The sequence below is a fragment of the Cupriavidus sp. FW306-01-F10A genome (assembly GCF_058782785.1).
The window spans coordinates 39,909-65,266 of sequence record NZ_JBYSYA010000021.1 but is presented as its reverse complement, the minus strand read 5'-3'; the positions used below and the strand labels follow the sequence as shown (position 1 = coordinate 65,266).

Sequence of the window (25,358 nt, the reverse complement as noted above, 5' to 3'; positions counted from 1 at the left end):
CTAGTGCGATAACCGCACAACGCACGCAAGAACGGACCGCCCCGGCGGTCCGTTTTCCTTTGGGACGCGAAGTGCGCTGCTAGAATCATTGTCCGGTGCCGGCAGCCACACCGCTTGCGCGACGCGAGGCCAGACACGAAGCCCGCCCGCGCGCCGGACGCCTCTCCTTCCCGCTTCGTTTCGCTTCACCGCGCCCTCGCCATGCAATCGCTCTGGATGCTGTTCGCCGCCTTCGCCTTCTCGTTGATGGGGGTTGGCGTGAAGCTGGCATCCGATCTCTACACCACCGGCGAGATCGTCTTCTACCGCGGCCTGATCAGCGTGGTCATCATGTGGGTGCTGCTGTCCTCGCGCGGGATCCCGGTGCGCACGCCCTACATGCTGTCGCACATCAAGCGCAGCGTGTTCGGCGTGACCGCGCTGATGCTGTGGTTCACCTCGATCTCGCTGCTGCCGCTGGCCACCGCGATGACGCTGAACTACATGTCGCCGGTGTGGATCGCGCTGATCCTGGGCGCCGGCGCGGCGCTGGCCGGCACCGGCGGCAATGCCGACCGGCGCCTGGTGCTGGCGATCCTGCTGTCCTTTGCCGGCGTGATCTGCCTGCTGCAGCCTTCGGTCGGCAAGGACCAGCTGACCGGCGGCCTGGTCGGACTGATCTCGGGCATGTTCACGGCGCTGGCCTATGTCGAGGTGCGCCAGCTCGGCCAGCTGGGCGAGCCCGAGGGCCGCATCGTGTTCTATTTCTCGCTGGTCGGCATGATCGCCGGGCTGGTGTGGATGCTGCTGGGCGGCGTCAGCGCGCATACCTGGTACGGCGCCGGCCTGCTGCTGGCCATCGGCATCCTGGCCACGCTGGGACAGACCGCGATGACGCGCGCCTACAAGCGCGGCAACACGCTGCTGACCGCCAACCTGCAATACGCCGGCATCGTCTTTTCCAGCGTGTGGGGCATGCTGATCTGGTCCGACCGGCTGAACTGGCTGTCGTGGCTGGGCATGGGGCTGATCATCGCCAGCGGCATCGCCACCACGCTGATGCGCGCGCGCCAGGGCACCGATGCCAAGCCCACGCCGGCCACGCCGGTCAAGTCGCCGGAGGCGGAAGTCCACCCCGAGGTGTAGCATCCCCTGGTGAACTAGACCCATTTCCATCGATCGCAACAGGATTCCCATGCAGAAACCGCTGATTTCCGTCACCGCGCTGCAATCGCTGCTGGCCACCCCCGGCGGCTGCGTCGTGATCGACTGCAGCTTCGACCTGGCCGACCCGGCCGCCGGCCGCGAGGCCTACCGCACCGGCCACCTGCCCGGCGCCTTCTACCTGCACCTGGACAACGAGCTGTCCGGCCCCAAGACCGGCAGCAACGGCCGCCACCCCCTGCCCGACGCCGACGACCTGGTGGCGCGCCTGCAGGCGCTGGGCGTGGACGACGACACCCCGGTAGTGGCCTACGATGCGCAGGGCGGCATGTTCGCCGCGCGGCTGTGGTGGCTGTTGCGCTGGCTCGGCCACGATGCCGTGGCCGTGCTCGACGGCGGCAAGGACGCCTGGGTCAAGGCCGGCCTGCCGCTGGAACACGATGCCACAGAAGAGCCGGAATTCCCCGGCAAGTTCCAACGCCGCAAGTCGCTGGCGCCGACCGTCGACGCCGCCGCGCTGGTGGACAACCTCGAGCGCGCCTCGCTGCTGGTGGTGGATGCGCGCTCGCCCGACCGCTTCCGCGGCGAGAACGAGACGCTGGACCCGGTTGGCGGCCATATCCCCGGCGCGGTCAACCGCTTCTTCAAGGACAACCTGGGCGCGGACGGCCGCTTCAAGCCGGCCGAGACCCTGCGCGCGGAATTCGGCGCAGTGCTGGGTGCGCGCGCCCCGGCGCAGGCAGTGATGCAGTGCGGCTCCGGTGTCACGGCTTGCCACAACCTGCTGGCGCTGGAAGCGGCCGGCCTGGGCGGCGCGGCGCTGTACCCGGGATCATGGAGCGAATGGTGCGCCGATCCGGCGCGCCCGGTCGCGACCGGGGCCGCCTGAGGTCAGCGTGACGAGGCAATGGGCGCGGCGGGCGCAATATGGCCGTGCCCGCCGTGGCTGTGGCTCTCGTGCACGCCGTTGGTGATGAAGACGATCGCCGAGATGCCCGCGGCCACCAGCACCACCTGGATCGCCGACTCGCGCCAGCGCGGCTTGCGCTGCATCTGGGGCATCAGGTCGCTGACCGCGATATAGAGGAAGCTGCTGGCGGCAATCACCAGCACGTACGGAATCCAGCCGCTCAGCTGGTCGAGCAGGAAATACCCGACCACGCCGCCGGCGATGGCCGCCAGGCTCGACAGCAAGTTGAAGGCAAAGGCACGGGCCTTGGAGAAGCCGGCATTGAGCAGCACGATGAAGTCGCCGACTTCCTGCGGGATCTCGTGCGCCGCGATCGCCAGCGCGGTGACCACGCCGATATGCGGATCGGCCAGGAAGGCCGCCGCGATCACAATGCCGTCGGCAAAATTGTGGAAGGTGTCGCCGACCAGGATGGTCAGGCCGCTGCGCCCCGCTTCCTCGCGGTCATGGCCGTGGTGATGGTGGTGCCCGTCGCCCTCGTGGTGGTGCGAGTGGCGCAGTAGCGAGATCTTTTCCAGCAGGAAGAAACCGAGCAGCCCGGCCAGCAGCGTGCCGAACAGCGCGCGCGGGTCGGCGCCGGACTCGAACGCCTCGGGCAGCGAATGCAGCAGCGCGGTGGCCAGCAGCACGCCCACCGAAAAGCTCACCATGCGCTCGACCACGCGGGACGCCACCGTCAGCGACAGCAGCGCCGCCCCGAAGATGCTGCCCACCCCCGAGATCGTGGCGGCGAGCAGGATATACAAAAGCGTCGAATGGATGATGGGCTCCCGGGGTGGCGGTACCGGGCGGCCCCGCCGTTCCGCCCGCATCGCGCCGGGCGGCTAACGCAACAATGTTGCAATAACTCAAAGGCCGCATTGTACGTATCCGCCGGGACTTTGCAATCCTGCTGTCGGGCGAGAGGCGCCTCGCGGCGCCGGGACGGCCGGATCAGGCCACGCCGTGCTGCCTGAACCAGTCCAGGCACTTCTGCCAGCCATCCCTGGCATCGGCTTCACGGTAGCTGGGCCGGTAATCGGCATGGAAGGCATGGCCGGACTCGGGATAGACGATAAAGCGCGAGGCCTTGGCGTCCGGGTCGGACGACGCCGCCAGCGCGGACTTCATCCTCTCCACCTGCTCCTGCGGGATGCCGGTGTCCTTGCCGCCATACAGGCCGAGTACCGGGGCATGGAGCTGGCCGACCAGGTCGATGGGATTCTTCGGCTTGAGCGGGGTCGGCTCGGGCGCCAGCTGGCCATACCAGGCCACGCCGGCCTTCAGGCGCTTGCTGTGCGCTGCATAGAGCCAGGTCATGCGCCCGCCCCAGCAGAAGCCGGTGATGGCCAGGCGCGACACGTCGCCGCCGTTGGCACCGGCCCAGGCCACCGCGGCGTCCAGGTCGCCCATCACCTGCGCGTCAGGCACCTTGGCAATCACCTCGCGCTGCAGCTCCTGGATGGTGCCGAAGCTCTGCGGATCGCCCTGGCGCGCGAACAGTTCCGGCCCGATCGCCAGGTAGCCCAGCTTGGCAAAGCGCCGGCACACGTCGGCGATATGCTCGTGCACGCCGAAGATCTCGCTGACCACCAGCACCACCGGCAGGTTCTTCTTGCCTTCGGGCTGGGCGCGGTAGGCCGGCATGCTGAAGCCGCCCGAGGGGATGGTGACCTCGCCGGCGCTCAGGCCGGCAAAGTCGGTCTTGATGGCCTGCTGGGCCATCACCGGCAGCGCGGCCGCCGCAAAGGCGGAACCCAGCGCCGTCTTGACAAAGCCGCGGCGGTCGAACGTCTGGCCGGGGACGAGGCTATCCACTTCCGGTTTGAGCATGCGTGTCTCCAGGATCATTGGTGGCTGGGCCGGGATGCGGCGCCAGCGGCAGATTTTAAGCAGACATGGAGAAAACATGGGGCGGCTTTGCAGCCCCCCGCACGCCAGCCGCCCGCGCGGCATGGTGCAGCGCGGGAAGCCCCGGCCCGGCGCGCGTCAGTGCAGCTTGACGCGCGGGCTGGTCTTGCGACGCAGCCAGTGCGAGACCGTGTCCAGCGCCATGCCCACGGCGCCGTGCAGCGCCATCACATGCATCCGGTACAGCGACGTGTACATGACGCGCGCCATCAGCCCTTCGATGAACATCGAGCCGCCGATCAGCCCGCCCATCAGGCTGCCCACCGCGCTGAAATGCCCCAGCGACACCAGCGAGCCGAGGTCCTTGAAGGCGAACGACGGCAGCGGACGCCCGTCCAGCCGGGCGCGCAGGGCGTTGTAGAGGAAGGTGGCCTGCTGGTGCGCGGCCTGTGCGCGCGGCGGCACCGTGGTCTGCTTCTCGGCCCACGGGCAGCTGGCGCAGTCGCCGAAGGCGAAGATGTCCGGGTCGCCCTCGCTCTGCAGCGTCGGGCCGACCACGATCTGGCCCTGGCGGCTGACCGGCAGCCCCAGCGTGGCCAGCACCGGCGGCGCGGTGATGCCCGCCGCCCATACCGTCAGGTCGGCATCGATATGCTTGCCGCTGGCGGTCAGCACCGCCTGCGGCGTGACCTCGGTCACGCGCTCGCTGGTCAGGACACCGACGTCGAGCTTCTTGAGCAGCTTGGCGGTCTCGACCGAGACCCGTTCGGACAGCGCCGGCAGGATGCGTGGGCCGGCCTCGATCACGTGGATATGCACGTCGCGGCGCGGGTCAAGCTGGTGCAGGCCGTAGGCGCTGAGCACGTGCGCGGTGTTACGCAGTTCGGCCGACAGCTCAACGCCGGTGGCGCCCGCGCCGATGATGGCCACGTCAACGCGCGGCCGACCGTCCTCGCCCACGCGCCCGCGCCCGTTCTGGGCCCGCACGCAGGCCGCGATCAGCCGCTTGCGGAAGCGCTCGGCCTGCGCCACGACGTCCAGTGCGATGGCATTCTCGGCCGCGCCGGGCACGCCGAAGAAATGCGTGACGCAGCCGATCGCCAGCACCAGCGTGTCATAGGGCAGCTCGCGCGCCGGCAGCAGTTCGGCGCCGTCCTCGTCGAAGCTGGCCGATACCGAGATGGTCTTGCGGGTGCGGTCGATGCCGGTCAGCTCGCCCAGCTGGAACTCGAAGTGATGCCAGCGCGCCTGCGCCGCGTATTCCAGCTGGTGCGTGTTGGGGTCCATGCTGCCGGCTGCCACTTCATGCAGCAGCGGCTTCCAGATGTGGGTGGGCAGGCGGTCCACCAGCACCACCTGCGCCTGCCCCTTGCGGCCGAGCTTGTCGCCCAGCTTCGTTACCAGTTCCAGCCCCCCTGCTCCCCCACCGACGACAACGATGCGGGGCGTCCTTGTTTCTGTCATGGTCTACCTGATGCGTTTTTTGTAAATTCTTGCCTGAGGCGTTTGCCACAGTCTGCTGCATTGCAGCATGGCTGGCAAGCCGGTGGGCCTGACTCAGCAGTCGCTTCATTCGATACCACAACGCATGGGCGGCGCAGGCTGGCTGACAGGCGGCCTCGTCAGTGCGCTTCTTCCCAGTTGGCGCCGCTGCCCACTTCGGCCACCAGCGGCACGCGCAGCTGCGCCACCGAGCACATCAGCTCCGGCAGCCGCACCTTGACCAGCTCCAGCTCATGCTCCGGCACCTCCAGCACCAGTTCATCGTGCACCTGCATGATTTGGCGCGTCTGCAGCCCGTCGCGCTCCAGCCAGCCCTGCACCGCGATCATCGACAGCTTGATCAGGTCGGCGGCGGTGCCCTGCATCGGCGCGTTGATGGCGGCGCGCTCGGCCGCCTGCCGGCGCGGGCCGCTGCCGCCGTTGATGTCGGGCAGCCACAGCCGGCGGCCGAACACGGTCTCGACATAGCCTTGCTCGCGCGCGGTCTGCCGGGTCTCTTCCATGTAGTGGGCCACGCCCGGGTAGCGCATGAAATAACGGTCGATGTAGTGCTTGGCGGCCTCGCGCTCGATACCCAGGTTGCCGGCCAGGCCGAACGCGCTCATGCCGTAGATCAGGCCGAAGTTGATCACCTTGGCGTAGCGGCGCTGCTCGCTGCTGACGGCCTCGCGCTCCACGCCGAAGATCTCGCCGGCGGTGGCGCGGTGGATGTCCTCGCCGTTGGCAAAGGCGCGCAGCAGGTTCTCGTCGCCCGAGATATGGGCCATGATGCGCAGCTCGATCTGCGAGTAGTCGGCCGACACGATCACGCTGCCGGGCTCGGCGATAAAGGCTTCGCGGATGCGGCGGCCCTCCTCGGTGCGCACCGGGATGTTCTGCAGGTTGGGCTCGGTCGACGCCAGCCGGCCGGTCACCGCGGTGGCCTGGCCGTAGCTGGTGTGCACGCGGCCGGTCTGCGGGTTGACCATCTTGGGCAGCTTGTCGGTATAGGTGGACTTGAGCTTGGCCAGGCCGCGGTAGTCCAGCAGCAGCTTGGGCAGCGGGTAGTCCTCGGCCAGCTTCTGCAGCACCTCTTCGTCGGTCGAGGGCGCGCCGCTGGCGGTTTTCTTCACCACCGGCAGCTTCATCTGGCTGAACAGGATCTCGCCGATCTGCTTGGGCGAGCCCAGGTTGAAGGGCTGGCCGGCGGCCTCGTAGGCGGCCTGCTCCAGCGCCAGCATGCGCTGGCCCAGCTCGGCGCTCTGCGCGGCCAGGCGTTCGGCATCGATCAGCACGCCGTTGCGCTCGACCTTCTGCAGCACCACCGAGACCGGCATCTCGATCTCTTCATACACGCGGCGCAGGCCCGCCGCGGCTTCCACCTGCGGGAACATCTTGCGGTGCAGGCGCAGGGTCACGTCGGCGTCTTCGGCAGCGTATTCGGTGGCGCGCGCCAGGTCGATCTGGTCGAAGCCGATCTGGCTGGCGCCCTTGCCGCACACCTCTTCATAGGTGATGGTCTTCAGGCTCAGCAGGCGCTCGGCCAGGCTGTCCATGCCATGGTTGCGGTGCGAGGCCAGCACGTAGCTCTGCAGCATGGTGTCGTGCGCCACGCCGCGCAGCTTCACACCATGGTTGGCAAAGACATGGACGTCGTACTTGAGGTTCTGGCCCAGCTTCGGGCGGCCGGCATCTTCCAGCCATGCACGCATGCGCCCCAGCACGAACTCGCGCGACAGCTGGCCGTGGTCGGGCAGCCCGGCCACGTCCGGGCCACGGTGCGCCACCGGGATATAGCAGGCCACGCCCGGCTCGACCGACAGCGAGATGCCGACCAGCTGCGCCTGCATCGGGTCCAGCGAAGTAGTCTCGGTGTCGATCGCCACCAGCGGTGCGGCCTCGATGCGCCGCATCCAGTCTTCCAGCTGGGCTTCGGTGCTGACCGTCTGGTAGCTGATCTCGGTCGGCGCGGCCTGGTCCGCTGCCGGTGCCTCGGCTGCGCCGGCCGCGGCCGGCACATCGAACAGGCCGCCTTGCGCCGGCGCGGCGGCCGCGCGGGCGCGGGCCTGGGCGCGGGCATCGGGCAGGCTTTCGCCGGTCGCTTCGCGCAGCCAGGTCTTGAAGCCGTAGCGCGAGAAAAACGCCACCAGCTTGTCCTTGTCCTCGCCGATTTCGCGCAGCGCGTGGAAGTCCGCCACCGCGGCGGAGAGGTCGCAGTCGGTCTTGACCGTGACCAGCTGGCGCGCCATCGGCAGCCAGTCCAGCGTATTGCGCAGGTTCTCGCCCACCACGCCCTTGATGCCGGGGGCGGCGGCGATCACGCCGTCGAGCGAGCCATGCTCGGCCAGCCATTTGACCGCGGTCTTGGGGCCGACCTTGGGCACGCCCGGCACGTTGTCGACCGCATCACCGATCAGCGACAGGTAGTCGATGATGCGCTCGGGCGGCACGCCGAACTTGGCCACCACGCCAGGGGGATCGAGCACCTCGCCGCTCATGGTGTTGACCAGCGTGACCTGGTCGTTGACCAGCTGCGCCAGGTCCTTGTCGCCGGTGGACACCACCGTGCGCACGCCCTGCTCCGTGGCCTGGCGCGACAGCGTGCCGATCACGTCGTCGGCCTCCACGCCGTCAACCACCACGATCGGCCAGCCCATGGCGCGCACGGCCTCATGGATCGGCTCGATCTGGCGCGCCAGGTCTTCCGGCATCGACGGGCGATGTTCCTTGTAGGCCGGATACATGTCGTCGCGGAAGGTCTTGCCCTTGGCGTCGAACACGCAGGCGCTATACTCTGCCGGGTAGTCGTTGCGCAACTTGCGCAGCATGTTGATCATGCCGTAGATTGCCCCTGTGGGCAGACCCTCCCCATTCCTCAGGTCCGGCAGAGCGTGATAAGCGCGATACAGATAGCTCGATCCATCGACGAGCAAGAGTGTTTTTGGACTATCCGACATTCCCATGGACTCAAAATTGACTGGTGCCGCTGCAGGCGGTGCCTCGACCGCCCCCCTTGCTGACCCGGATGTTTCCGACATTTCCGGCGATACCGTGCAACCCCCGCCGGAGGCTGCTTCCGAGCACGCCGCGGCCATCGCCGCGGCGGCCGATGCTGCTGCCGCGGGCAATCCGCCCGAAGTTGCTGCTGAAAAGGCCGCTGCTGCGGCCGCGCGCGCCAATCCGCGCAAGATGATCCCCAGCCTGCGTGCGCTGGCCGACGAAGACCGCGCTACCGCAAAGAAGGCGCGCGCCTCGTGGCAAATGTTCACGATTATGGCAGAGTTCATCGAGGCCACCGAGTACCTCTCCGAGATCCGCCCGGCCGTGTCGATCTACGGCAGCGCGCGCCTGCGCGAGGACTCGCCGTACTACCAGCGCACCATCGAGATCGCCCGGCTGTTTTCGGACGCCGGCTTTGCCGTGATCTCCGGCGGCGGCCCCGGCATCATGGAAGCGGCCAACAAGGGCGCGCATGCCGGCAAGTCCGCCAGCGTCGGCCTGAACATCGAACTGCCGCACGAGCAGCAGGGCAATCCGTACCAGGACATTGCCATGCGCTTTCGCCACTTCTTCACGCGCAAGGTCACCTTCGTCAAGAATTCGGACGCCTTCATCGTGATGCCGGGCGGCTTCGGCACGCTCGACGAGCTGGCCGAGGTGCTGACGCTGGTGCAGACCGGCAAGTCGCGCTCGGTGCCGGTGATCATGTTCGGCAGCCGTTTCTGGAAGGGCCTGCTGGACTGGTTCCGCTTCACGCTGCTGCCGATGGGCCTGATCGCCGAGCACGACCTGGACCTGATGAAGATCGTCGACGAACCGCACGAAGTGCTGGAAGCGGTCTACGACTACTACGAGCAGCGCGGCGGCGACAAGCCGATTCCGCCCAAGGAAGAGATGTTCTACCTGTAAGGCATGGACGCCGGGGCGCGCGGCGCCAAGCCACGTACCCGGCACCCGGCGCCCGTTGCGCAGGTGCCCCCCGGGGCACGGCAGCGGCCTGCGCACGGCAGGAATTGCTAGAATGGAACCTGTCCGTCTGCCAAGCCCGGCGCCGCCGGGTTGCAGTCCAACCGCCGCATGCCGCGGGGTTGCGCGCAAGCTGCGCCGCAGCCCCGCACAGGAGCACCTGATGACCTCCCCCTCCACCGCCCGCTCGGTCCGGCCCACGCGGTCTTCCGCCGTGGCCGGCGAGCCTGAATCGCCTGCCAGGCGGTCCGTGTCCAGCCTCGCCGCCGTGGCCGCCGCCACGCTGGCGCTGGCTTCCGGCTGGGCCGTCGCGCAGGAAAGCAATGCGCTGACGCAGCAGGAGCTGAACCAGATCAACAACCAGCCGATCGCCCCGGCGGCCAAGTCGCAACTGAACCAGCCGCGCCAGCCGAGTTTCCAGCTCAATGAACGCGATGGCACCCAGGTGCGCGAGTACCGCGACAAGGGACGGGCCACCGATATCCAGGTCAGGTCGGGTTTCGGCACTAAATACGAGATGAGCAAGCCGGAAGACAGCTCGCCCAAGATCCGCGAGCACGATGTCAACCGCGTGCCTTCGGTCAACCTGAAGTTCTGAGTTCGCTTGCCCACGGCCTGGCGTAAGCCCCAGGCCGCGCCGGCCCTCCGGCAGTGTCATGCCGCGGCGGCGGTCCGGACTTTGTCCGGAACCGGTGCCCGCCGCTTTCCGATTCGCTTCACACAACGAGTATGGCCGTATTCACCACGGTCTCGCAGGACGAGATCGCCCGCTGGCTGCTGGATTTCAACCTTGGCGAAGTGCGCGAGCTGCGCGGCATCGCCTCGGGCATCGAGAACAGCAATTTCTTCCTTACCACGGAGCACGATGGCCAGACGCGCCAGTATGTGCTGACCATTTTCGAGCGGCTCACGTTCGCGCAGCTGCCGTACTACCTGCACCTGATGGCGCACCTGGCCGAGCGCGGCATCCGCGTGCCCGCGCCGATCCCGGCGCGCGACGGCGAGATCCTGCGCCCGCTCAAGGGCAAGCCCGCCACCATCGTCACGCGCCTGCCCGGAGCATCGCAACTGGCGCCCGACGCGCAGCACTGCGCTGAAGTGGGCGACATGCTGGCACGCATGCACCTGGCCGGCCAGGACTATCCGCGCCAGCAGCCCAACCTGCGCAGCCTGCCCTGGTGGCGGCAGACCGAGCCTGAGATCCTGCCCTTCCTGGATGCCGGCCAGCGCGCGCTGCTGCAGCAGGAGATCGCCCACCAGGCCGCCTTCTTCGCCAGCGCGGACTACGCCGGCCTGGGCTCGGGCCCGTGCCACTGCGACCTGTTCCGCGACAACGCGCTGTTCGAGGAAGACGGCAGCGGACGCCACCGCCTGGGCGGATTCTTCGACTTCTACTTCGCCGGCAACGACAAGTGGCTGTTCGATGTGGCGGTCACCGTCAACGACTGGTGCATCGACCTGGCCAGCGGCGAACTCGACCCCGCGCGCACGCAGGCCTTGCTGCGGGCTTATCATGCCGTGAGGCCGCTGACCGCCACCGAGGCCGCGCACTGGCAGGACATGCTGCGCGCGGGTGCGCTGCGCTTCTGGGTATCGCGACTGTGGGACTTCTACCTGCCGCGCGAGGCCGACATGCTGCAACCGCACGACCCGACCCATTTCGAACGCATCCTGCGCCGGCGCATCGGCGCGGACCCTGCAAGCGCCCCGCTCCCCTGGATCTGATCCGTATGCAACTACTGGAAGTCCCTGCCAAGGAAGGCTACACCTGGTTCCGCCAGGGCATCTGGCTGTTCCGCAAGAACCCGCTGACCTTCCTGATGCTGCTGTTCGTCTACCTGATCGCCGCGCAGCTGGCCATCGTGGTGCCGCTGATCGGCATTATCGCGCTGCTGGTGGTCACCCCCGGCCTGTCGGTCGGCGTGATGACCGCATGCCGCGACGTGATCCAGAACAAGCGGGTGATGCCCACCGTGCTGCTGGCGGGCTTCCGCGCCAACGGCAAGGAAGCCACGCGCAACCTGCTGGTGCTGGGCGGCATCTACGCCGGGCTGGTGTTCATGCTGGGGCTGATCGCCGGCTCGGTGGTCGACATGAGCGCGCTGGTGCCGATCGTGCTGAAGGAAGAAGCGCCGACCGCCGAAGCGGTGCGCCAGCTGTACTACGCCATGCTGATCGGCGCGCTGCTGTACACGCCGATCGCGATGATGTTCTGGTTCGCGCCGCTGCTGGCAGCCTGGCACGGCGTGCCGCCGGTCAAGGCACTGTTCTTCAGCTGGACCGCGTGCTGGCGCAACCGCGGCGCATTCCTCACCTACGCGGTGCTGTTCGCGATGCTGCTGGTGGCGATCCCGTTCTTCCTGGAGGCGGTGTTCAGCGCCTTCGGCGCGGAAACGGTGCTGTCGTTCCTGGTCACGCCGTATTCGCTGCTGATGCTGGCGATCCTGTACTGCTCGTTCTATGCCACGTATCGCGGCTGCTTCAACGTGACGCCGCCGGGGGTGGATCCGGCCGCGCCGGCAACTCCCGGGGCCTGAACAACGGGCGCTCGCTACGCGATTGTGTGCTCCCTCTCCCGCTTGCGGGAGAGGGAGCACACCGCCCTCACGGGCTATTCGCAGAACGTCTTCACCATCTCGTCCGCTGCCAGGCGCAGGTCCGGCACGAATCCCATCAGCTGGTCCATCGTCATGCGTGCCATCGGCACCTGCACGGCAATCGCCGCGCAGGCGCGGCTCCGGTTGCGCATCACCGGCACCGCGACCGCGATCATGCCTTCCAGGTTTTCCTGATTGTTGACCCCCAAACGCCGCTGCCGTGTCTCGGCCAGTTCCGCGTGCAAGGCCTCGGCATTGGTAATGGTGTGCGCCGAGTGCGCGCGCAGCGGCAGGCTGGCAACCAGGCGCTGGCGCTGCGCGCTCGGCAGGAACGCCAGCAACAGCTTGCCGCTGGCGGTGCAGTGCAGCGGCACCCGCGAGCCCGGCTGCAGGTGCATGCGCAGCGGCCATTGCGTTTCCACGCGGTCCAGGTAGACCACGTCGTCGCCGGACAGCATGGTCAGGTTGCAGGTCTCACCGATCTTGTCGACCAGCTGCTGCAGGATCGCATGGCGCGCCGCCGCCGGACCTGCCTGCATCAGCACATTGACGGCCAGCTGCCGCACGCGCGATGAGCACTCGTAGTGGCGGTTGCCGGCCGTGCGCGACACCAGCCACGTGCTTTCCAGCTGCTTGAGGATGCGGTGGACGGTCTGCTTCGGCAGCTCGATCGCCTGCACGATGGCCGCCAGCGACAGCGGTCCGTCGGCCGCGGACAGGATCTCGAGAATGCGGAAGGCGCGCACGGCGGCGGCATTCGAATGATTGCTCATGGATCAAATTTAAAGGATTCCGGGACGCATGGCCGTCCCGAAAACTGAATTCTCGATCGCACCCCGGCTGCGCACTCGCGAAAGCGCACAAATTGGGACGGCCTGTCTGCCCCGCTTCACTAGATTCGATCCAGGGCCGCCGACGGTGCCGCGAAGTGCACGACAAAGCGCGGCGGCCCTGACCGTCCAAACCGCGGAGTCGAATCCATGAGTGTGCAAATACTGCATCGCCGGCAGTCCAACAATTCCGATTTGCCCCTAGCGACGGCATCGCTGCCCGTGCAGCCAGCGCAAGCCGCGGCTGAAGCCGTCGCTGCGGTCGTGGCCCGGGCCAGGCAGGCGCAGCGCGAGTTCGCGCGTGCCGACCAGGCCACCATCGACACGGCAGTCGCCGCAGCCGCGTGGGCCATCATGGAGCCCGCGCGCAACCGCCAGCTGGCCGAGCGTGCCGTCGCCGACACCGGGCTGGGCAATGTCGACGACAAGATCCGCAAGAACCACCGCAAGACGCTGGGCCTGCTGCGCGACCTGCATGGCCGCAGGACGGTGGGCGTGATCGCGCAGGATGCGGCAGCCGGCATCACCGAGATCGCGCGGCCCGTGGGCGTGGTGGCGGCCATTACGCCTTCGACCAATCCCGCGGCCACGCCGGCCAACAAGATCATCAACGCGCTCAAGTGCGGCAACAGCGTGATCGTGGCGCCGTCGCCGAAGGGGCAGGACACCTGCGCGCTGCTGCTGTCGTTCATCCACGCCGAGTTTGCGCGCGCCGGCCTGCCCGCCGACCTGGTCCAGATGCTGCCCGCGCCGGTCTCGAAGGCCGCGACGGCGGCGCTCATGCGGCAGGCCGACCTGGTGGTCGCGACGGGCTCGCAGGCCAACGTGCGCATGGCCTACACCTGCGGCACACCGGCCTTCGGCGTGGGCGCCGGCAATGTGGCATCGATCATCGACGCCAGCGCCACGCTGGATGACGCGGCGGCCAAGGTGGTGCGCTCCAAGACCTTCGACAATGCCACCAGTTGCTCTTCGGAGAACAGCCTGGTCGTGCTCGACGCGGTCTACACACCCATGCTCGACGCCCTGGCGGCGGTCCGCGGCGTGCTGCTCACGGCTTCGGAGAAAGCGCGGCTGCAGGCGCTGATGTGGCGCGACGGCAAGCTCGCCGGCACCTTCACGGGACAGAGCGCGACCCGCATTGCCGAGCTCGCCGGGCTGGAACGCGTGCGCGCGCTGCAGCCCGCGATGCTGCTGGTGGAGGAAGCCGGTGTCGGCAGCGACTACCCCTTCTCCGGCGAGAAGCTCTCGCCCGTGCTGACGCTCTACCGCGCGGCCGACTTCGCGGCGGCGGTCGAGCGCGTGGCGAGCCTGTACGCCTATATGGGCGCCGGGCATTCGGTCAGCCTGCATTCGTCCAACCCACGCCATGCGCTGCAGCTCGGACAGGAACTGCCGGTGGCGCGCGTGATCGTGAACCAGGCGCACTGCTTCGCCACCGGCGGGAATTTCGACAACGGCCTGCCGTTCTCGTTGTCGATGGGCTGCGGCACCTGGGGCGGCAACAACTTCTCGGACAACCTCGGCTGGCGCCAATACCTGAACATCACCCGCATCGCCGTGCCCATCGCCGAGCACGTGCCCGATGAAGCGGACCTGCTGGGCGATTACTTCGCGAGGGTCGGCAAATGAACGCGCGCACGGAACCCGAGGTGTTCGACACGCTTGCAGCGCTGATAGCCGTGCGCGCCGCGCAGTGGCCCGACAAGCCCTACCTGTTGTCCCCGGACAGCGGCCATGCGCTGACGTTCGGCGCGCTGGCGACGGACGCCGGCACGCTCGGCCGCCGCTATGCGGCAGCCGGCCTGGGCAGCGGCCAGACGGTGTCGGTGTACCTGCCCAACGGCGAGCAGACCGCGCGGCTCCTGCTCGGCACCATGGCCTGCGGGCTGGTCGTCAACCCGATCAACCTGCTGTGCCAGCCGGCGCAGCTGCGCTACATCCTGGGGCATTCGGATACGCGGCTGGTCTTCACCTGGCCCGACGGAGAAGCCGCCATCCGCGAAGCCCTGCGCGAGGCCGGGCTGGACGTGCCGGTGCTCGTCACCGCGCCCGACGCCAACAGCCTGCCGGCACTGCCGGCCACGCATGCCGCTGCGTCGCCACTGCCCCCACCGCAGCCTGACGCGCCCGCACTGCTCATGTACACGTCCGGCACCACCGGCACGCCCAAAGGCGTGCTGCTGACGCAGCGCAACCTGGTGGCCAACGGCGCCAACGTCAGCCGCGAGCACTGCCTCGGGCCGGCCGACCGGGTGCTGGCGACGCTGCCGCTGTATCACATCAACGGCCTGGTCGTGACCGCGATCGCGCCGCTGGTGCACGGCGGCTCGGTGGTGATGCCGATGCGCTTTTCCGCCAGCGCGTTCTGGCAGGACAGCGCGCGCCACGGCTGCACCTGGCTGAACGTGGTGCCGACCATCATCGCCTACCTGCTGAACGATCCGCACGGCCAGGCTCCGGCCGGCGTGCGCTTCTGCCGCTCGGCCTCGGCCGCGCTGCCGCCCGAGCATCACCGCGCCTTCGAGGCGCGCTTCGGCATCGGCGTGATCGAGACCATGGGCATGACCGAGACTGCCGCACCGGCGTTCAGCAATCCGCTCGACCCGGGCCAGCGGCGCATCGGCAGCATCGGCAGGCCATCTGGCACGCGCGCACGCGTACTCGGGCGCGACGGCAAGCCGGTGCCTGACGGACAGGTCGGCGAGATCGTGCTGCAGGGCGAGAGCGTGATGGCAGGCTACTACAAGGCGCCGGATATCACGCGCGAGGCCTTTACGCACGATGGCTGGCTGCGCACGGGCGACCTCGGCTACCGCGACGCCGACGGCTATTTCTACATCAGCGGGCGCGCCAAGGAACTGATCATCAAGGGCGGCGAGAACATCGCCCCGCGCGAGATCGACGAGGCCCTGCTGCGCCATCCGGCCGTGCTCGAAGCCGCGGCGGTCGGCGTGCCGGACCCGGCCTACGGGCAGGAGATCGTTGCCTACGTGGTCATGCGCGAGGCCGCGCGCTGTGATGACGCGGCGCTGCGCGCGCATTGCCTGCGCGAGCTGGGCCGCTACAAGACGCCGAAGGAGTTCCGCTTTATCGCCGAGCTGCCGCGCGGCCCGTCCGGCAAGGTGCAACGGCTGAAGCTGCTCGACCACGCCTGAACCTTCCCCCCTTCCACAACCCTCGCCAAGGAGCCTGCCCGACCGGAATCCACCAGACCAGGAGACACGACTCAAGACTGCAGACAGATTGCTCAAGGACGGGGCAGCGCGGCCGGCGCCGCGCCCCCGGCGCGCCGCAAGCGCATGGCTACGGACCGTGCGCCGGCCGCCGCCCCGTCAACACCACGCGCGCGCCGCGCATAGGAGGTGGTTATGAAGCAACGTATCAAGACCCGGCACATGATCCTGGGCGTCATGTGCCTGATGTATTTCATCGCCTATATCGACCGCGTCAACATCTCGGTCGCCGCCCCCCTGATCCGCGAGGAAATGGGGCTGACCACATCGCAGCTGGGGCTGGTGTTCTCGGCCTTTGCCTACCCCTATGCCGCCATGCAGATCCTCGGCGGCTGGATGGCCGACAAGTTCGGGCCCAAGAAGGTGCTGATCGTGCTGTCGCTGATCTGGGGCGTGGCCACCGTGCTGACCGGCTTCGCGGGCAGCGTGCTGATGCTGGTGGTGCTGCGCTTCGTGCTGGGCATCGGCGAAGGCGGCGCGTTCCCGACCGCGACGCGCGCCTTCACCTACTGGATGCCGGTGGCGGAGCGCGGCTTCGCGCAGGGCATCACCCACAGCTTCGCGCGGCTGGGCGGCGCGATCACGCCGCCGGTCGTGCTGGTCATCGTGGCCGCCGCCGGCTGGCGCGAAGCCTTTATCGTGCTGGGCGCTGTCAGCCTCGGCTGGACCTTGCTGTACGCCTTCTTTTTCAAGGATTCGCCCGACAAGCACAGCCGCGTGACCGCGCAGGAGCTGCAGGAGATCGGCTACCGGCAGGGCGACAGCCGGCAGGCCGCCAAGGCGGCCACGCCGTGGCGGCGCCTGTTCCGGCGCATGTGGCTGGTGACCTTCGTCGACTTCTGCTACGGCTGGTCGCTGTGGGTCTACCTGACGTGGCTGCCTTCGTACCTGAAGGAGGCACGCGGCTTCGACCTGAAGCAGCTGGCGCTGTTCACCGCGCTGCCGCTGATGGCCGGCGTGGTCGGCGATACGCTCGGCGGCGTGCTGTCGGACCGGATCTACAAGCGCACCGGCAACCTGCGCCTGGCGCGCGGCGCGGTCCTGTTCGTGGGGCTGGCCGGCTCGCTGATGTTCATCGCGCCGATGACCTTCACGGCCGATGCCGTCAACGCGGTGATCCTGCTGTCGCTGTCGTTCTTCTTCCTGGAGCTGACCAACGCGGTGCTGTGGAGCCTGCCGCTGGACATCGCCGGCAAGTACGCCGGCACCGCGGGCGGCATGATGAACACCGGCTTCGGCGTGGCCGGCATGGTGTCGCCGGTGGTGTTCGGCTACCTGATCGAGCGCACCGGCAGCTATGACCTGCCGTTCATGATCTCGGGGGCGCTGCTCGGGGTTGGCGCGCTGGCGTCGCTGTTCATCAATCCGCTGCTGACGGTGGACAGCCCCGACGAAAAGGCTGGCGAGGTCCGCCACGCCCTGCCCTGAGCCGCCCGGGGCGCGGCATGGCGCGCAGCGAAGCCGGACCCGTTCAGTCGATCGCGTCCAGCTTCGCCACCGACAGCGCCAGCCACTTGGCGCCGTTGCGCTTGAAGTTGATATTGGCGCGTGCGTCGGTGCCCTCGCCTTCCAGCGCGGTGATCACGCCTTCGCCAAACTTGTTGTGGAACACCGACTGCCCCACCCGGAAGCCGGTGCCGGCCTCGCGCTTGGCATCGGCATAGCCGTTGCCGTTGTCCATGCCGCCGGTGGGGCGCGTGCCGGTATAAGGCACGTCCTCGGGCTTGCGGAACCAGTCGCGGCCCCAGGCGCTGTCGCGCTCCTGGCGGCGCACGCCGCCGTAGCCCTGCGCCGGCGGCGTCAGCCACTTGAGCGAGGCCTCGGGCAGTTCCTCGAAGAAGCGTGAGCGCACGTGGTAGCGGGTCTGGCCGTGCAGCATGCGGCTTTGCGCGAACGACATGTAGAGCCGCTTGCGCGCGCGCGTGATCGCCACGTACATCAGGCGGCGCTCTTCCTCCACGCCGTCCGGGTCCATCATGCTGTTCTCGTGCGGGAACAGGCCCTCTTCCATCCCGGTGATGAAGACCACGTCGAACTCCAGCCCCTTGGCCGCATGCACGGTCATCATCTGCACCGCGTCCTGGCCGGCCTGGGCCTGGTTGTCGCCGGCTTCCAGCGAGGCATGGGTCAGGAACGCGACCAGCGGCGTCATCACCACCGGCAGCGCTTCCGGATCCAGCACCTGCTGGGCCTGGTCGCCGTCGGCCAGTGCCGGGGCGGCGGGGCTGCGGTCAACCGGGATCACCGCGGCCAGCGCCTCCAGGCCGTAGCCTTCCTCGACCACGAAGGCCTGCGCGGCGGTCACCAGTTCCTGCAAGTTCTCGATGCGGTCCTGGCCTTCCTTCTCGCCCTGGTAGTGGGTGATCAGGCCGCTGTGGTTGATCACGTACTCGACGGTCTCGGCCAGCGTCATGCGGCGCGTGTCCTCGCGCATCTTCTCTACCAGGCGCGCAAACGCTGCCAGCTTGCTGCCGGCCGCGCCGGGCACGTAGGCCACCGCCTCGGCCAGCGCGCAGTCATACTGGCGCGCCATGTCCTGCAGCACTTCCAGCGAGCGCGCGCCGATGCCGCGCGCCGGGAAGTTGACCACGCGGCCAAAGGCGGCATCGTTGCGCGGGTTCTCCAGCAGCTGCATATAGGCCAGCGCGTGCTTGATTTCGGCGCGCTCGAAGAAGCGCAGGCCGCCATAGACGCGGTACGCGATGCCGGCCGAGAACAGCGCATGCTCGATCACGCGCGACTGCGCGTTGCTGCGGTACAGGATGGCAATCTCGGCGCGGCTGGCGCCCTGCGCGATCTGGTCGCGGATCTCCTCGATGATCCAGGCGGCTTCCTGGCCGTCCGAGCCGCCCTGGAACACCCGCACCGGCTCGCCGTGGCCGGCGTCGGTGCGCAGGTTCTTGCCCAGGCGGCGCGCGTTGTGCGAGATCAGGTGGTTGGCCGAATCCAGGATATGCCCGTGCGAGCGGTAGTTCTGCTCCAGCTTGATCAGCCGGCGCACACGGAACTCGTGCTCGAAGTCGCGCATATTGCCGACGTTGGCGCCGCGGAACGCATAGATGCTCTGGTCGTCGTCGCCTACGGCAAAGACCGCGGCCGGGTTCTGCGTGCCGTAGCCGGCCAGCAGCTTGAGCCACTGGTACTGCAGCACGTTGGTGTCCTGGAACTCGTCGACCAGCACGTGGCGGAAGCGGTGCTGGTAGTGCTGGCGGATGGCGTCGTTGTAGCGCAGCAGCTCGTAGCAGCGCAGCAGCAGCTCGGCAAAGTCGACCACGCCTTCGCGCTGGCACTGCAGGTCGTAGGCGGCGTAGAGGTCGACAAAGCGCTTGTTGAAGTCGTCGTTGGCCTCGACGTCGGCCGGGCGCAGGCCCTGCTCCTTGGCGTTGTTGATGAAGTACTGCAGGTTCTTGGCCGGGTACTTCTCATCGTCGACGTTGAGCGACTTGAGCAGCCGCTTGAGCGCCGAGAGCTGGTCCTGGCTGTCCAGGATGGCAAAGGTCTGGGGCAGCCCGGCGTCGCGGAAATGCGCGCGCAGCATGCGGTTGCACAGGCCGTGGAAGGTGCCGATCCACATGCCGCGGGTGTTGATCGGCAGCATCGACGACAGGCGCGTCTGCATTTCCTTGGCGGCCTTGTTGGTAAAGGTCACCGCCAGGATGCCCGCCGGCGAGACCCGGCCGTTCTGGATCAGCCAGGCGATGCGCGTGGTCAGCACGCGGGTCTTGCCGCTGCCCGCGCCCGCCAGGATCAGCGCCGGTTCGTCAGGCAGGGTGACGGCGGCTAGTTGTTCGGCGTTCAGGTTGGCAAGCAGGTCGGACATCGGATGAGCCTTGTGGATTGACGGCGATTATACCGGCGGGCCCTGTCCTGCAAGTCACATCCGGCGGGGCCGGATGGCCGGGAAATAGGCACCAGCCTGCCACCCCCCGTATAATTTAACGTTTTACTGGCGCAATGCCGGCCGCCGACGGCCGCCGCCTCGCCAGGCGCAGGCCGAAGCACCCTGCGACGACCCCCGACGCCAATATCGACATCCCAGCATGACCGCCCAAGACCAGTCCCTCGCCAAAAGCTTCGAACCCACCGCCATCGAGGCGAAATGGGGCCCCGAGTGGGAGAAGCGCGGCATCGCCAAGCCGACCTTCGACCCTGCCCGCCCGGACTTTGCGATCCAGCTGCCGCCGCCCAATGTGACCGGCACGCTGCATATGGGCCACGCGTTCAACCAGACCATCATGGACGGCCTGGCGCGCCATGCGCGCATGAGCGGCGCCAATACGCTGTGGGTGCCGGGCACAGACCACGCCGGCATCGCCACCCAGATCGTGGTGGAGCGCCAGCTCGAGTCGCAGGGCGTGTCGCGCCATGACCTGGGCCGCGAGAAGTTCACCGAGAAGGTGTGGGCCTGGAAGGAAGAGTCGGGCTCGACCATCACCCGCCAGGTGCGGCGCATGGGCGCTTCGATCGACTGGAGCCGCGAGTACTTCACGATGTCGCCCGAGATGTCGAAGGCGGTCACCGAAGCTTTCGTGCGCCTGCACGAACAGGGCCTGATCTATCGCGGCAAGCGCCTGGTCAACTGGGACCCGGTGCTGGGCACCGCGGTGTCGGACCTGGAAGTCGACAGCGTCGAGGAAGAAGGCTCGCTGTGGCATATCCACTATCCGCTGGTCGAGGCTGACGCCAAGGGCGGCCTGACCCACCTGACCGTGGCCACCACCCGCCCCGAAACCATGCTGGGCGACGTGGCCGTGATGGTCCACCCGGAAGACGAGCGCTATGCGCACCTGATCGGCAAGTTCGTGCAGCTGCCGCTGACCGAGCGCCAGATCCCGGTGATTGCCGACGAGTACGTCGACCGCGAGTTCGGCACCGGCGTGGTCAAGGTGACCCCGGGCCATGACTTCAACGACTATGCGGTGGGCCAGCGCCACAACCTGCCGCAGCTGTCGATCCTGACGCTGGACGCGAAGATCGTTGCCGACGCCCCCGCCGCCTACGCCGGCCTGGACCGCTTCGACGCGCGCCGCGCCATCGTCGAGGACCTGGACAAGCGCGGCCTGCTGGCCGACATCAAGAAGCACAAGCTGATGACCCCGCGCAGCGAGCGCACCGGCAGCGCGATCGAACCGATGCTGACCGACCAGTGGTTCGTCGCCATGAGCAAGCCGGCGCCGGAAGGCACCTTCTACCCGGGCCGCTCGATCGCCGAGGTGGCGCTGGAAGCCGTGCAGAGCGGCGAGATCAAGCTGGTGCCGGAAAACTGGATCAGCACCTACAACCAGTGGCTGGGCAATATCCAGGACTGGTGCATCTCGCGCCAGCTGTGGTGGGGCCACCAGATCCCGGCGTGGTACGACGATGCCGGCAACTGCTTTGTCGGCCGCACCGAAGAAGAAGCGCTGGCCAAGGCAAAGGCCGCCGGCAGCACCGGCAGCCTGCGCCGCGAGGAAGACGTGCTCGACACCTGGTTCTCGTCGGCGCTGGTGCCCTTCTCCTCGCTGGGCTGGCCGGGAGAAACGCCCGAGATGCATCACTTCCTGCCGTCGTCGGTGCTGGTGACCGGCTACGACATCATCTTCTTCTGGGTGGCGCGCATGGTCATGATGACCAAGCACTTCATCGGCAAGGTGCCCTTCCATACCGTCTACGTGCACGGCCTGGTGCGCGATTCGGAAGGCAAGAAGATGAGCAAGTCCGAGGGCAACACGCTGGACCCGGTGGACCTGATCGACGGCATCGACCTCGACACGCTGCTGCAGAAGCGCACCACCGGCCTGCGCCGCCCCAAGGACGCGCCCAAGATCGAAAAGAAGACGAAAAAGGAATTCCCCGAGGGCATTCCCGCCTTCGGCGCCGACGCGCTGCGCTTCACCTTCGCGTCGCTGGCCACGCTGGGCCGCAACGTCAACTTCGATACCGGCCGCTGCGAGGGCTACCGCAACTTCTGCAACAAGCTGTGGAACGCGACCCGCTTCGTGCTGATGAACACCGAAGGCCATGACTGCGGCATGGGCCCGTGCAACAACGACTGCGGCCCGGACGGCTACCTGGATTTCTCGCAGGCCGACCGCTGGATCGTGTCGCTGCTGCAGCGCGTGGAAGCCGAGGTCGAGAAGGGCTTTGCCGAATACCGCTTCGATAATATCGCCAACGCCATCTACAAGTTCGTCTGGGACGAATACTGCGACTGGTACCTGGAACTGGCCAAGGTGCAGATCCAGAACGGCACCGAGGCCCAGCAGCGCGCCACGCGGCGCACGCTGCTGCGCGTGCTCGAGACCGTGCTGCGCCTGGCGCATCCGATCATCCCCTTCATCACCGAAGAGCTGTGGCAGAAGGTGGCCCCGCTGGCCGGCCGCGCCAAGGGTGACGGCTCCGAGACCATCGCGCTGCAGCCCTACCCGCTGCCGGCGGTCGCCAAGATCGACGAGCAAGCCGAGCAATGGGTTGCGCGCCTGAAGGAAGTGATCGATGCCTGCCGCAACCTGCGCGGCGAGATGAACATCTCGCCGGCCCAGCGCATCCCGCTCTATGCTGAGGGTGACAGCACCTTCCTGAAGGCGGCGAGCGCACATATCCAGGCACTTGCGAAACTTTCCGAGGTACGCGTCTTCGAAGATGAAGCTGCCCTGCAGGCTGAAGGCGCCGGCGCGCCGGTCGCCATTGCCGGGGGCAACCACCTGCTGCTGAAGATCGAGATCGATGTCGGCGCCGAGCGCGCGCGCCTGTCGAAGGAAGTCGAGCGCATCGGTGGCGAAATCGGCAAGTGCCGCGCCAAGCTCTCCAACGAGAGCTTTGTCGCCAAGGCACCGCCAGCCGTGGTGGCGCAAGAGACGCAGCGCCTGGCCGATTTCGAGCAGACGCTGGCCAAGCTGCAGGGCCAGCTGCAGCGGCTGCCGGCCTGACGGCACGGCGGCCGCATTCACGCCCCTGCCTGCCGGGGGTTCTGTCCGGCTTCGTCGGACAGAACCGGACAGACGGCGCCCGCAATGGCTGGCAGGGTTATGGACTGGAATCTGAGAGGTACACCTGATATGGAAAATCGCGTCACCAAGGCTGTGTTCCCGGTTGCGGGCCTGGGCACTCGCTTCCTGCCGGCCACCAAGGCCAGCCCCAAGGAAATGCTTCCGGTGGTGGACAAGCCGCTGATCCAGTACGCCGTGGAAGAAGCCATGGCCGCCGGCATTACCGAGATGATCTTTGTCACCGGCCGCTCCAAGCGCGCCATCGAGGACCATTTCGACAAGGCCTTCGAGCTGGAAGTGGAGCTTGAGGCCAAGAACAAGCAGGCGCTGCTGGACGTGGTGCGCTCGATCAAGCCCGCCAACGTGGAGTGCTTCTACGTGCGCCAGCCCGAAGCGCTGGGCCTGGGCCATGCGGTGCTGTGCGCGGCCAAGCTGGTCGGCGACACGCCGTTCGCGGTGATGCTGGCCGATGACCTGATCGACGGCAACCCGCCGGTGATGAAGCAGATGGTGGATACCTTCAACCACTACAATTGCTCGGTGCTGGGGGTCGAGGAGATCACGCCGGAGCAAAGCCGCTCCTACGGCGTGATCGACGGCCGCGAATGGGATGCGGACGTGATCAAGGTCTCGGGCATCATCGAGAAGCCGGCGCCGGAAGACGCGCCGTCCAACCTGGGTGTGGTCGGCCGCTACATCCTGACCCCGCGCATCTTCGAACACCTGCGCGACCTGAAGCCGGGCGCCGGCGGCGAGCTGCAGCTGACCGACGCGATCCAGTCGCTGCTGGGCCAGGAGCAGGTGCTGGCCTACCGCTACCAGGGCCGCCGCTATGACTGCGGCAGCAAGCTGGGCTACCTGAAGGCAACCGTTGAATTTGCCTTGAAGCACCCGGAAGTCGGGACTGAATTCAGCGCCTACCTGGAATCGCGCGAGCACCTGACCGGCATCGGCAGCTGATCGCGCCCTGCCCTGCGGACAGGAAAGGAAGTTCCTGGACGTCTGCAGCCGTGAGAGGCCGCAACCATTCCGGCAAATGCCGGGAGGCCTGCGGCCTCTCCTTATTTGCGCTCAGGCGATGTAGGACACCGTCGGCAGCGCGAACGTTTCGCGCACCTGCACCGCCCGCTGCGTGACCTTCGCGCACGACAGCTCCAGGTGTTCCCGCAACAGCTCAGCGGCCTTGCGCGGCGCGCCTGCGGCGGCGGCCTGCAGCACGGCCATGTGCTCGGAGAGGAAGGGATCTTCCTGCGGCATCGGCGCCGACGCTCCCAGTACATGCTTGCTCAGGGTCAGGATGCAGCGCGTGCGCTGCAGGCTGCCCAGCAGCTCCTTGTTCGGGCACAGCGACAGCAGGCGCACGTGCAGGTCATGCTCCAGCTTGTCCATGGCGGTGCGCGACACCTTCGGGTAGACACGCTGCACCTTGTGCAGGTCTTCCATCATGGCAGCCAGCTCGGCCGCGTCCGCATTGACGATGGCGCCGCGCAGCGCGGCCGGCTCCACCAGTGAGCGCAGCTCGTAGAGATCGTGGATGCGCTGCGCATCCAGCGGGATGATGACCCAGCGCTGGCGCTCGTCCTTCTCCAGGATGCCCAGGCTTTCCAGGCGCAGCAGCACATCGCGCACCACGGTGCGCCCCACGTTGAAATAGCGCGCCAGTTCGACTTCGTTGACACGGTAGCGCCCGAACACCGACAGGTGGACCAGGTTGCGCTCCACCTCGTCGTAGATGACCTCCCAGCCCAGCGTCTTGCGTGCCACGTCCGGCGCGCTGTCCACGCCCAGCATGGCCGCGTCCAGCGGCACGCGCCTGGGCTCGGTGCCGGCCGGGCCGGCGACATAGCCGCGCCCGTCGAAGCGGCTGACCAGGCCTTCGGCCTCCAGCTCGCGCAAGGCCTGCCGCACCGGCGAGCGGGTGGCGCGCAGGATCTCCGCGACCGGCCCTTCCAGCAGCACGGTGCCCTGCTCCAGCGTCCCGTCCAGCATCGCCTTGCGCAGCACCTGGTGGATCAACGCGTAGATCGGCGCATGGCGGCTGGCTTCCTCCGCTTCCAGGCTGGCAGCAAGGGGGGCGACGCGATTTTGGTCTCGTGTCGTCATCGATGGGCTCGGCACTTTGTCTCCAGAACGTGGCGGTCGGTCAGTGTAGCCATGGCGGCACGCCAGGGCATCTCATCGCATTCCATCATACACGGGTATCCACTGATATTGACCATTGCCGGCAATGGTCATATATTTCGTCCCACCACGGCGCGTGTCGCACGCCGCAAGCACGACAACGAAGCCACAACAAGAGACAGGGCGCGCGCCGGCCGCGGCGGCGCCATGAGAAG

At 67.8% G+C, this 25,358-nt stretch carries 18 protein-coding genes; 11 read left to right on the top strand and 7 right to left on the bottom strand.

Annotated features, from left to right (window positions below; all coding sequences use genetic code 11):
• Positions 1-201: 201 nt before the first annotated feature.
• Both AC3WLF_RS24630 and AC3WLF_RS24625 read left to right on the top strand, forming a co-directional pair.
• Positions 202-1,125, top strand: a complete 924-nt coding sequence (locus AC3WLF_RS24630) for a DMT family transporter (RefSeq protein WP_010813645.1) — start codon at positions 202-204, stop codon at positions 1,123-1,125.
• A 49-nt stretch (positions 1,126-1,174) separates the two neighbouring features.
• On the top strand, positions 1,175-2,032 hold the full coding sequence (locus AC3WLF_RS24625; RefSeq protein ID WP_492358950.1) for a sulfurtransferase: 858 nt from the start codon (positions 1,175-1,177) through the stop codon (positions 2,030-2,032).
• 2 nt (positions 2,033-2,034) lie between these two features.
• On the opposite strand, the gene AC3WLF_RS24620 is transcribed toward AC3WLF_RS24625, so the two are convergent.
• From AC3WLF_RS24620 to polA, 4 genes are all read right to left on the bottom strand, one after another.
• The gene (locus tag AC3WLF_RS24620; RefSeq protein ID WP_011615804.1) at positions 2,035-2,925 is read right to left on the bottom strand and encodes a ZIP family metal transporter; all 891 of its coding nucleotides are present in this window, start codon (positions 2,923-2,925) and stop codon (positions 2,035-2,037) included.
• Positions 2,926-3,046: 121 nt separating this feature from the next.
• The gene (locus AC3WLF_RS24615) at positions 3,047-3,925 is read right to left on the bottom strand and encodes a dienelactone hydrolase family protein (protein WP_010813648.1); all 879 of its coding nucleotides are present in this window, start codon (positions 3,923-3,925) and stop codon (positions 3,047-3,049) included.
• A gap of 156 nt (positions 3,926-4,081) precedes the next feature.
• On the bottom strand, positions 4,082-5,407 hold the full coding sequence (locus tag AC3WLF_RS24610) for an NAD(P)/FAD-dependent oxidoreductase (RefSeq protein WP_492318721.1): 1,326 nt from the start codon (positions 5,405-5,407) through the stop codon (positions 4,082-4,084).
• A 158-nt stretch (positions 5,408-5,565) separates the two neighbouring features.
• Positions 5,566-8,382 carry a DNA polymerase I gene (polA, locus tag AC3WLF_RS24605; protein ID WP_492318722.1) on the bottom strand — a complete coding sequence of 939 codons (2,817 nt, stop codon included), beginning with the start codon at positions 8,380-8,382 and terminating at the stop codon, positions 5,566-5,568.
• A gap of 4 nt (positions 8,383-8,386) precedes the next feature.
• Here polA and AC3WLF_RS24600 point away from each other — a divergent pair, with 4 nt between their 5' ends.
• The 4 genes from AC3WLF_RS24600 to AC3WLF_RS24585 all read left to right on the top strand — a co-directional run bounded on the left by AC3WLF_RS24600 (position 8,387) and on the right by AC3WLF_RS24585 (position 11,928).
• Positions 8,387-9,334, top strand: coding sequence for an LOG family protein (locus AC3WLF_RS24600; protein WP_011615808.1), 948 nt, complete (start codon positions 8,387-8,389; stop codon positions 9,332-9,334).
• 220 nt (positions 9,335-9,554) lie between these two features.
• Positions 9,555-9,989, top strand: coding sequence for a hypothetical protein (locus tag AC3WLF_RS24595; RefSeq protein WP_492351552.1), 435 nt, complete (start codon positions 9,555-9,557; stop codon positions 9,987-9,989).
• Between the two features lie 131 nt (positions 9,990-10,120).
• Positions 10,121-11,116: a homoserine kinase gene (locus AC3WLF_RS24590; protein ID WP_492318724.1), complete on the top strand. Its 996-nt coding sequence runs from the start codon at positions 10,121-10,123 to the stop codon at positions 11,114-11,116.
• 5 nt (positions 11,117-11,121) lie between these two features.
• Positions 11,122-11,928 carry a BPSS1780 family membrane protein gene (locus tag AC3WLF_RS24585; RefSeq protein WP_492318725.1) on the top strand — a complete coding sequence of 269 codons (807 nt, stop codon included), beginning with the start codon at positions 11,122-11,124 and terminating at the stop codon, positions 11,926-11,928.
• Positions 11,929-12,002: 74 nt separating this feature from the next.
• Here AC3WLF_RS24585 and AC3WLF_RS24580 read toward each other — a convergent pair whose 3' ends face one another.
• Positions 12,003-12,761 (bottom strand): IclR family transcriptional regulator, encoded by a 759-nt coding sequence (locus AC3WLF_RS24580; protein ID WP_010813655.1) that lies wholly within the window; start codon positions 12,759-12,761, stop codon positions 12,003-12,005.
• A 207-nt stretch (positions 12,762-12,968) separates the two neighbouring features.
• Here AC3WLF_RS24580 and sauS point away from each other — a divergent pair, with 207 nt between their 5' ends.
• The 3 genes from sauS to AC3WLF_RS24565 all read left to right on the top strand — a co-directional run bounded on the left by sauS (position 12,969) and on the right by AC3WLF_RS24565 (position 17,482).
• Positions 12,969-14,450, top strand: coding sequence for an acylating sulfoacetaldehyde dehydrogenase (sauS, locus tag AC3WLF_RS24575; protein WP_492358949.1), 1,482 nt, complete (start codon positions 12,969-12,971; stop codon positions 14,448-14,450).
• On the top strand, positions 14,447-15,976 hold the full coding sequence (locus AC3WLF_RS24570) for an acyl--CoA ligase (protein ID WP_492351550.1): 1,530 nt from the start codon (positions 14,447-14,449) through the stop codon (positions 15,974-15,976). The genes sauS and AC3WLF_RS24570 overlap by 4 nt, the downstream gene beginning before the upstream one ends.
• 213 nt (positions 15,977-16,189) lie before the next feature.
• Positions 16,190-17,482 (top strand): MFS transporter, encoded by a 1,293-nt coding sequence (locus AC3WLF_RS24565; protein WP_492318728.1) that lies wholly within the window; start codon positions 16,190-16,192, stop codon positions 17,480-17,482.
• A 43-nt stretch (positions 17,483-17,525) separates the two neighbouring features.
• Here the strand turns inward: AC3WLF_RS24565 and AC3WLF_RS24560 are convergent, their stop codons facing one another.
• The gene (locus AC3WLF_RS24560) at positions 17,526-19,874 is read right to left on the bottom strand and encodes a UvrD-helicase domain-containing protein (RefSeq protein ID WP_492318729.1); all 2,349 of its coding nucleotides are present in this window, start codon (positions 19,872-19,874) and stop codon (positions 17,526-17,528) included.
• Positions 19,875-20,094: 220 nt separating this feature from the next.
• Between AC3WLF_RS24560 and AC3WLF_RS24555 the strand changes: the two genes are divergently transcribed.
• Positions 20,095-22,962, top strand: coding sequence for a valine--tRNA ligase (locus AC3WLF_RS24555; RefSeq protein WP_492351549.1), 2,868 nt, complete (start codon positions 20,095-20,097; stop codon positions 22,960-22,962).
• Between the two features lie 129 nt (positions 22,963-23,091).
• Positions 23,092-23,982, top strand: a complete 891-nt coding sequence (galU, locus tag AC3WLF_RS24550) for a UTP--glucose-1-phosphate uridylyltransferase GalU (RefSeq protein WP_011615814.1) — start codon at positions 23,092-23,094, stop codon at positions 23,980-23,982.
• Between the two features lie 111 nt (positions 23,983-24,093).
• Here the strand turns inward: galU and AC3WLF_RS24545 are convergent, their stop codons facing one another.
• Entirely contained in the window at positions 24,094-25,125 is a 1,032-nt protein-coding gene (locus tag AC3WLF_RS24545; protein ID WP_492318731.1) for a GntR family transcriptional regulator, read from the bottom strand.
• Positions 25,126-25,358 lie beyond the last annotated feature (233 nt).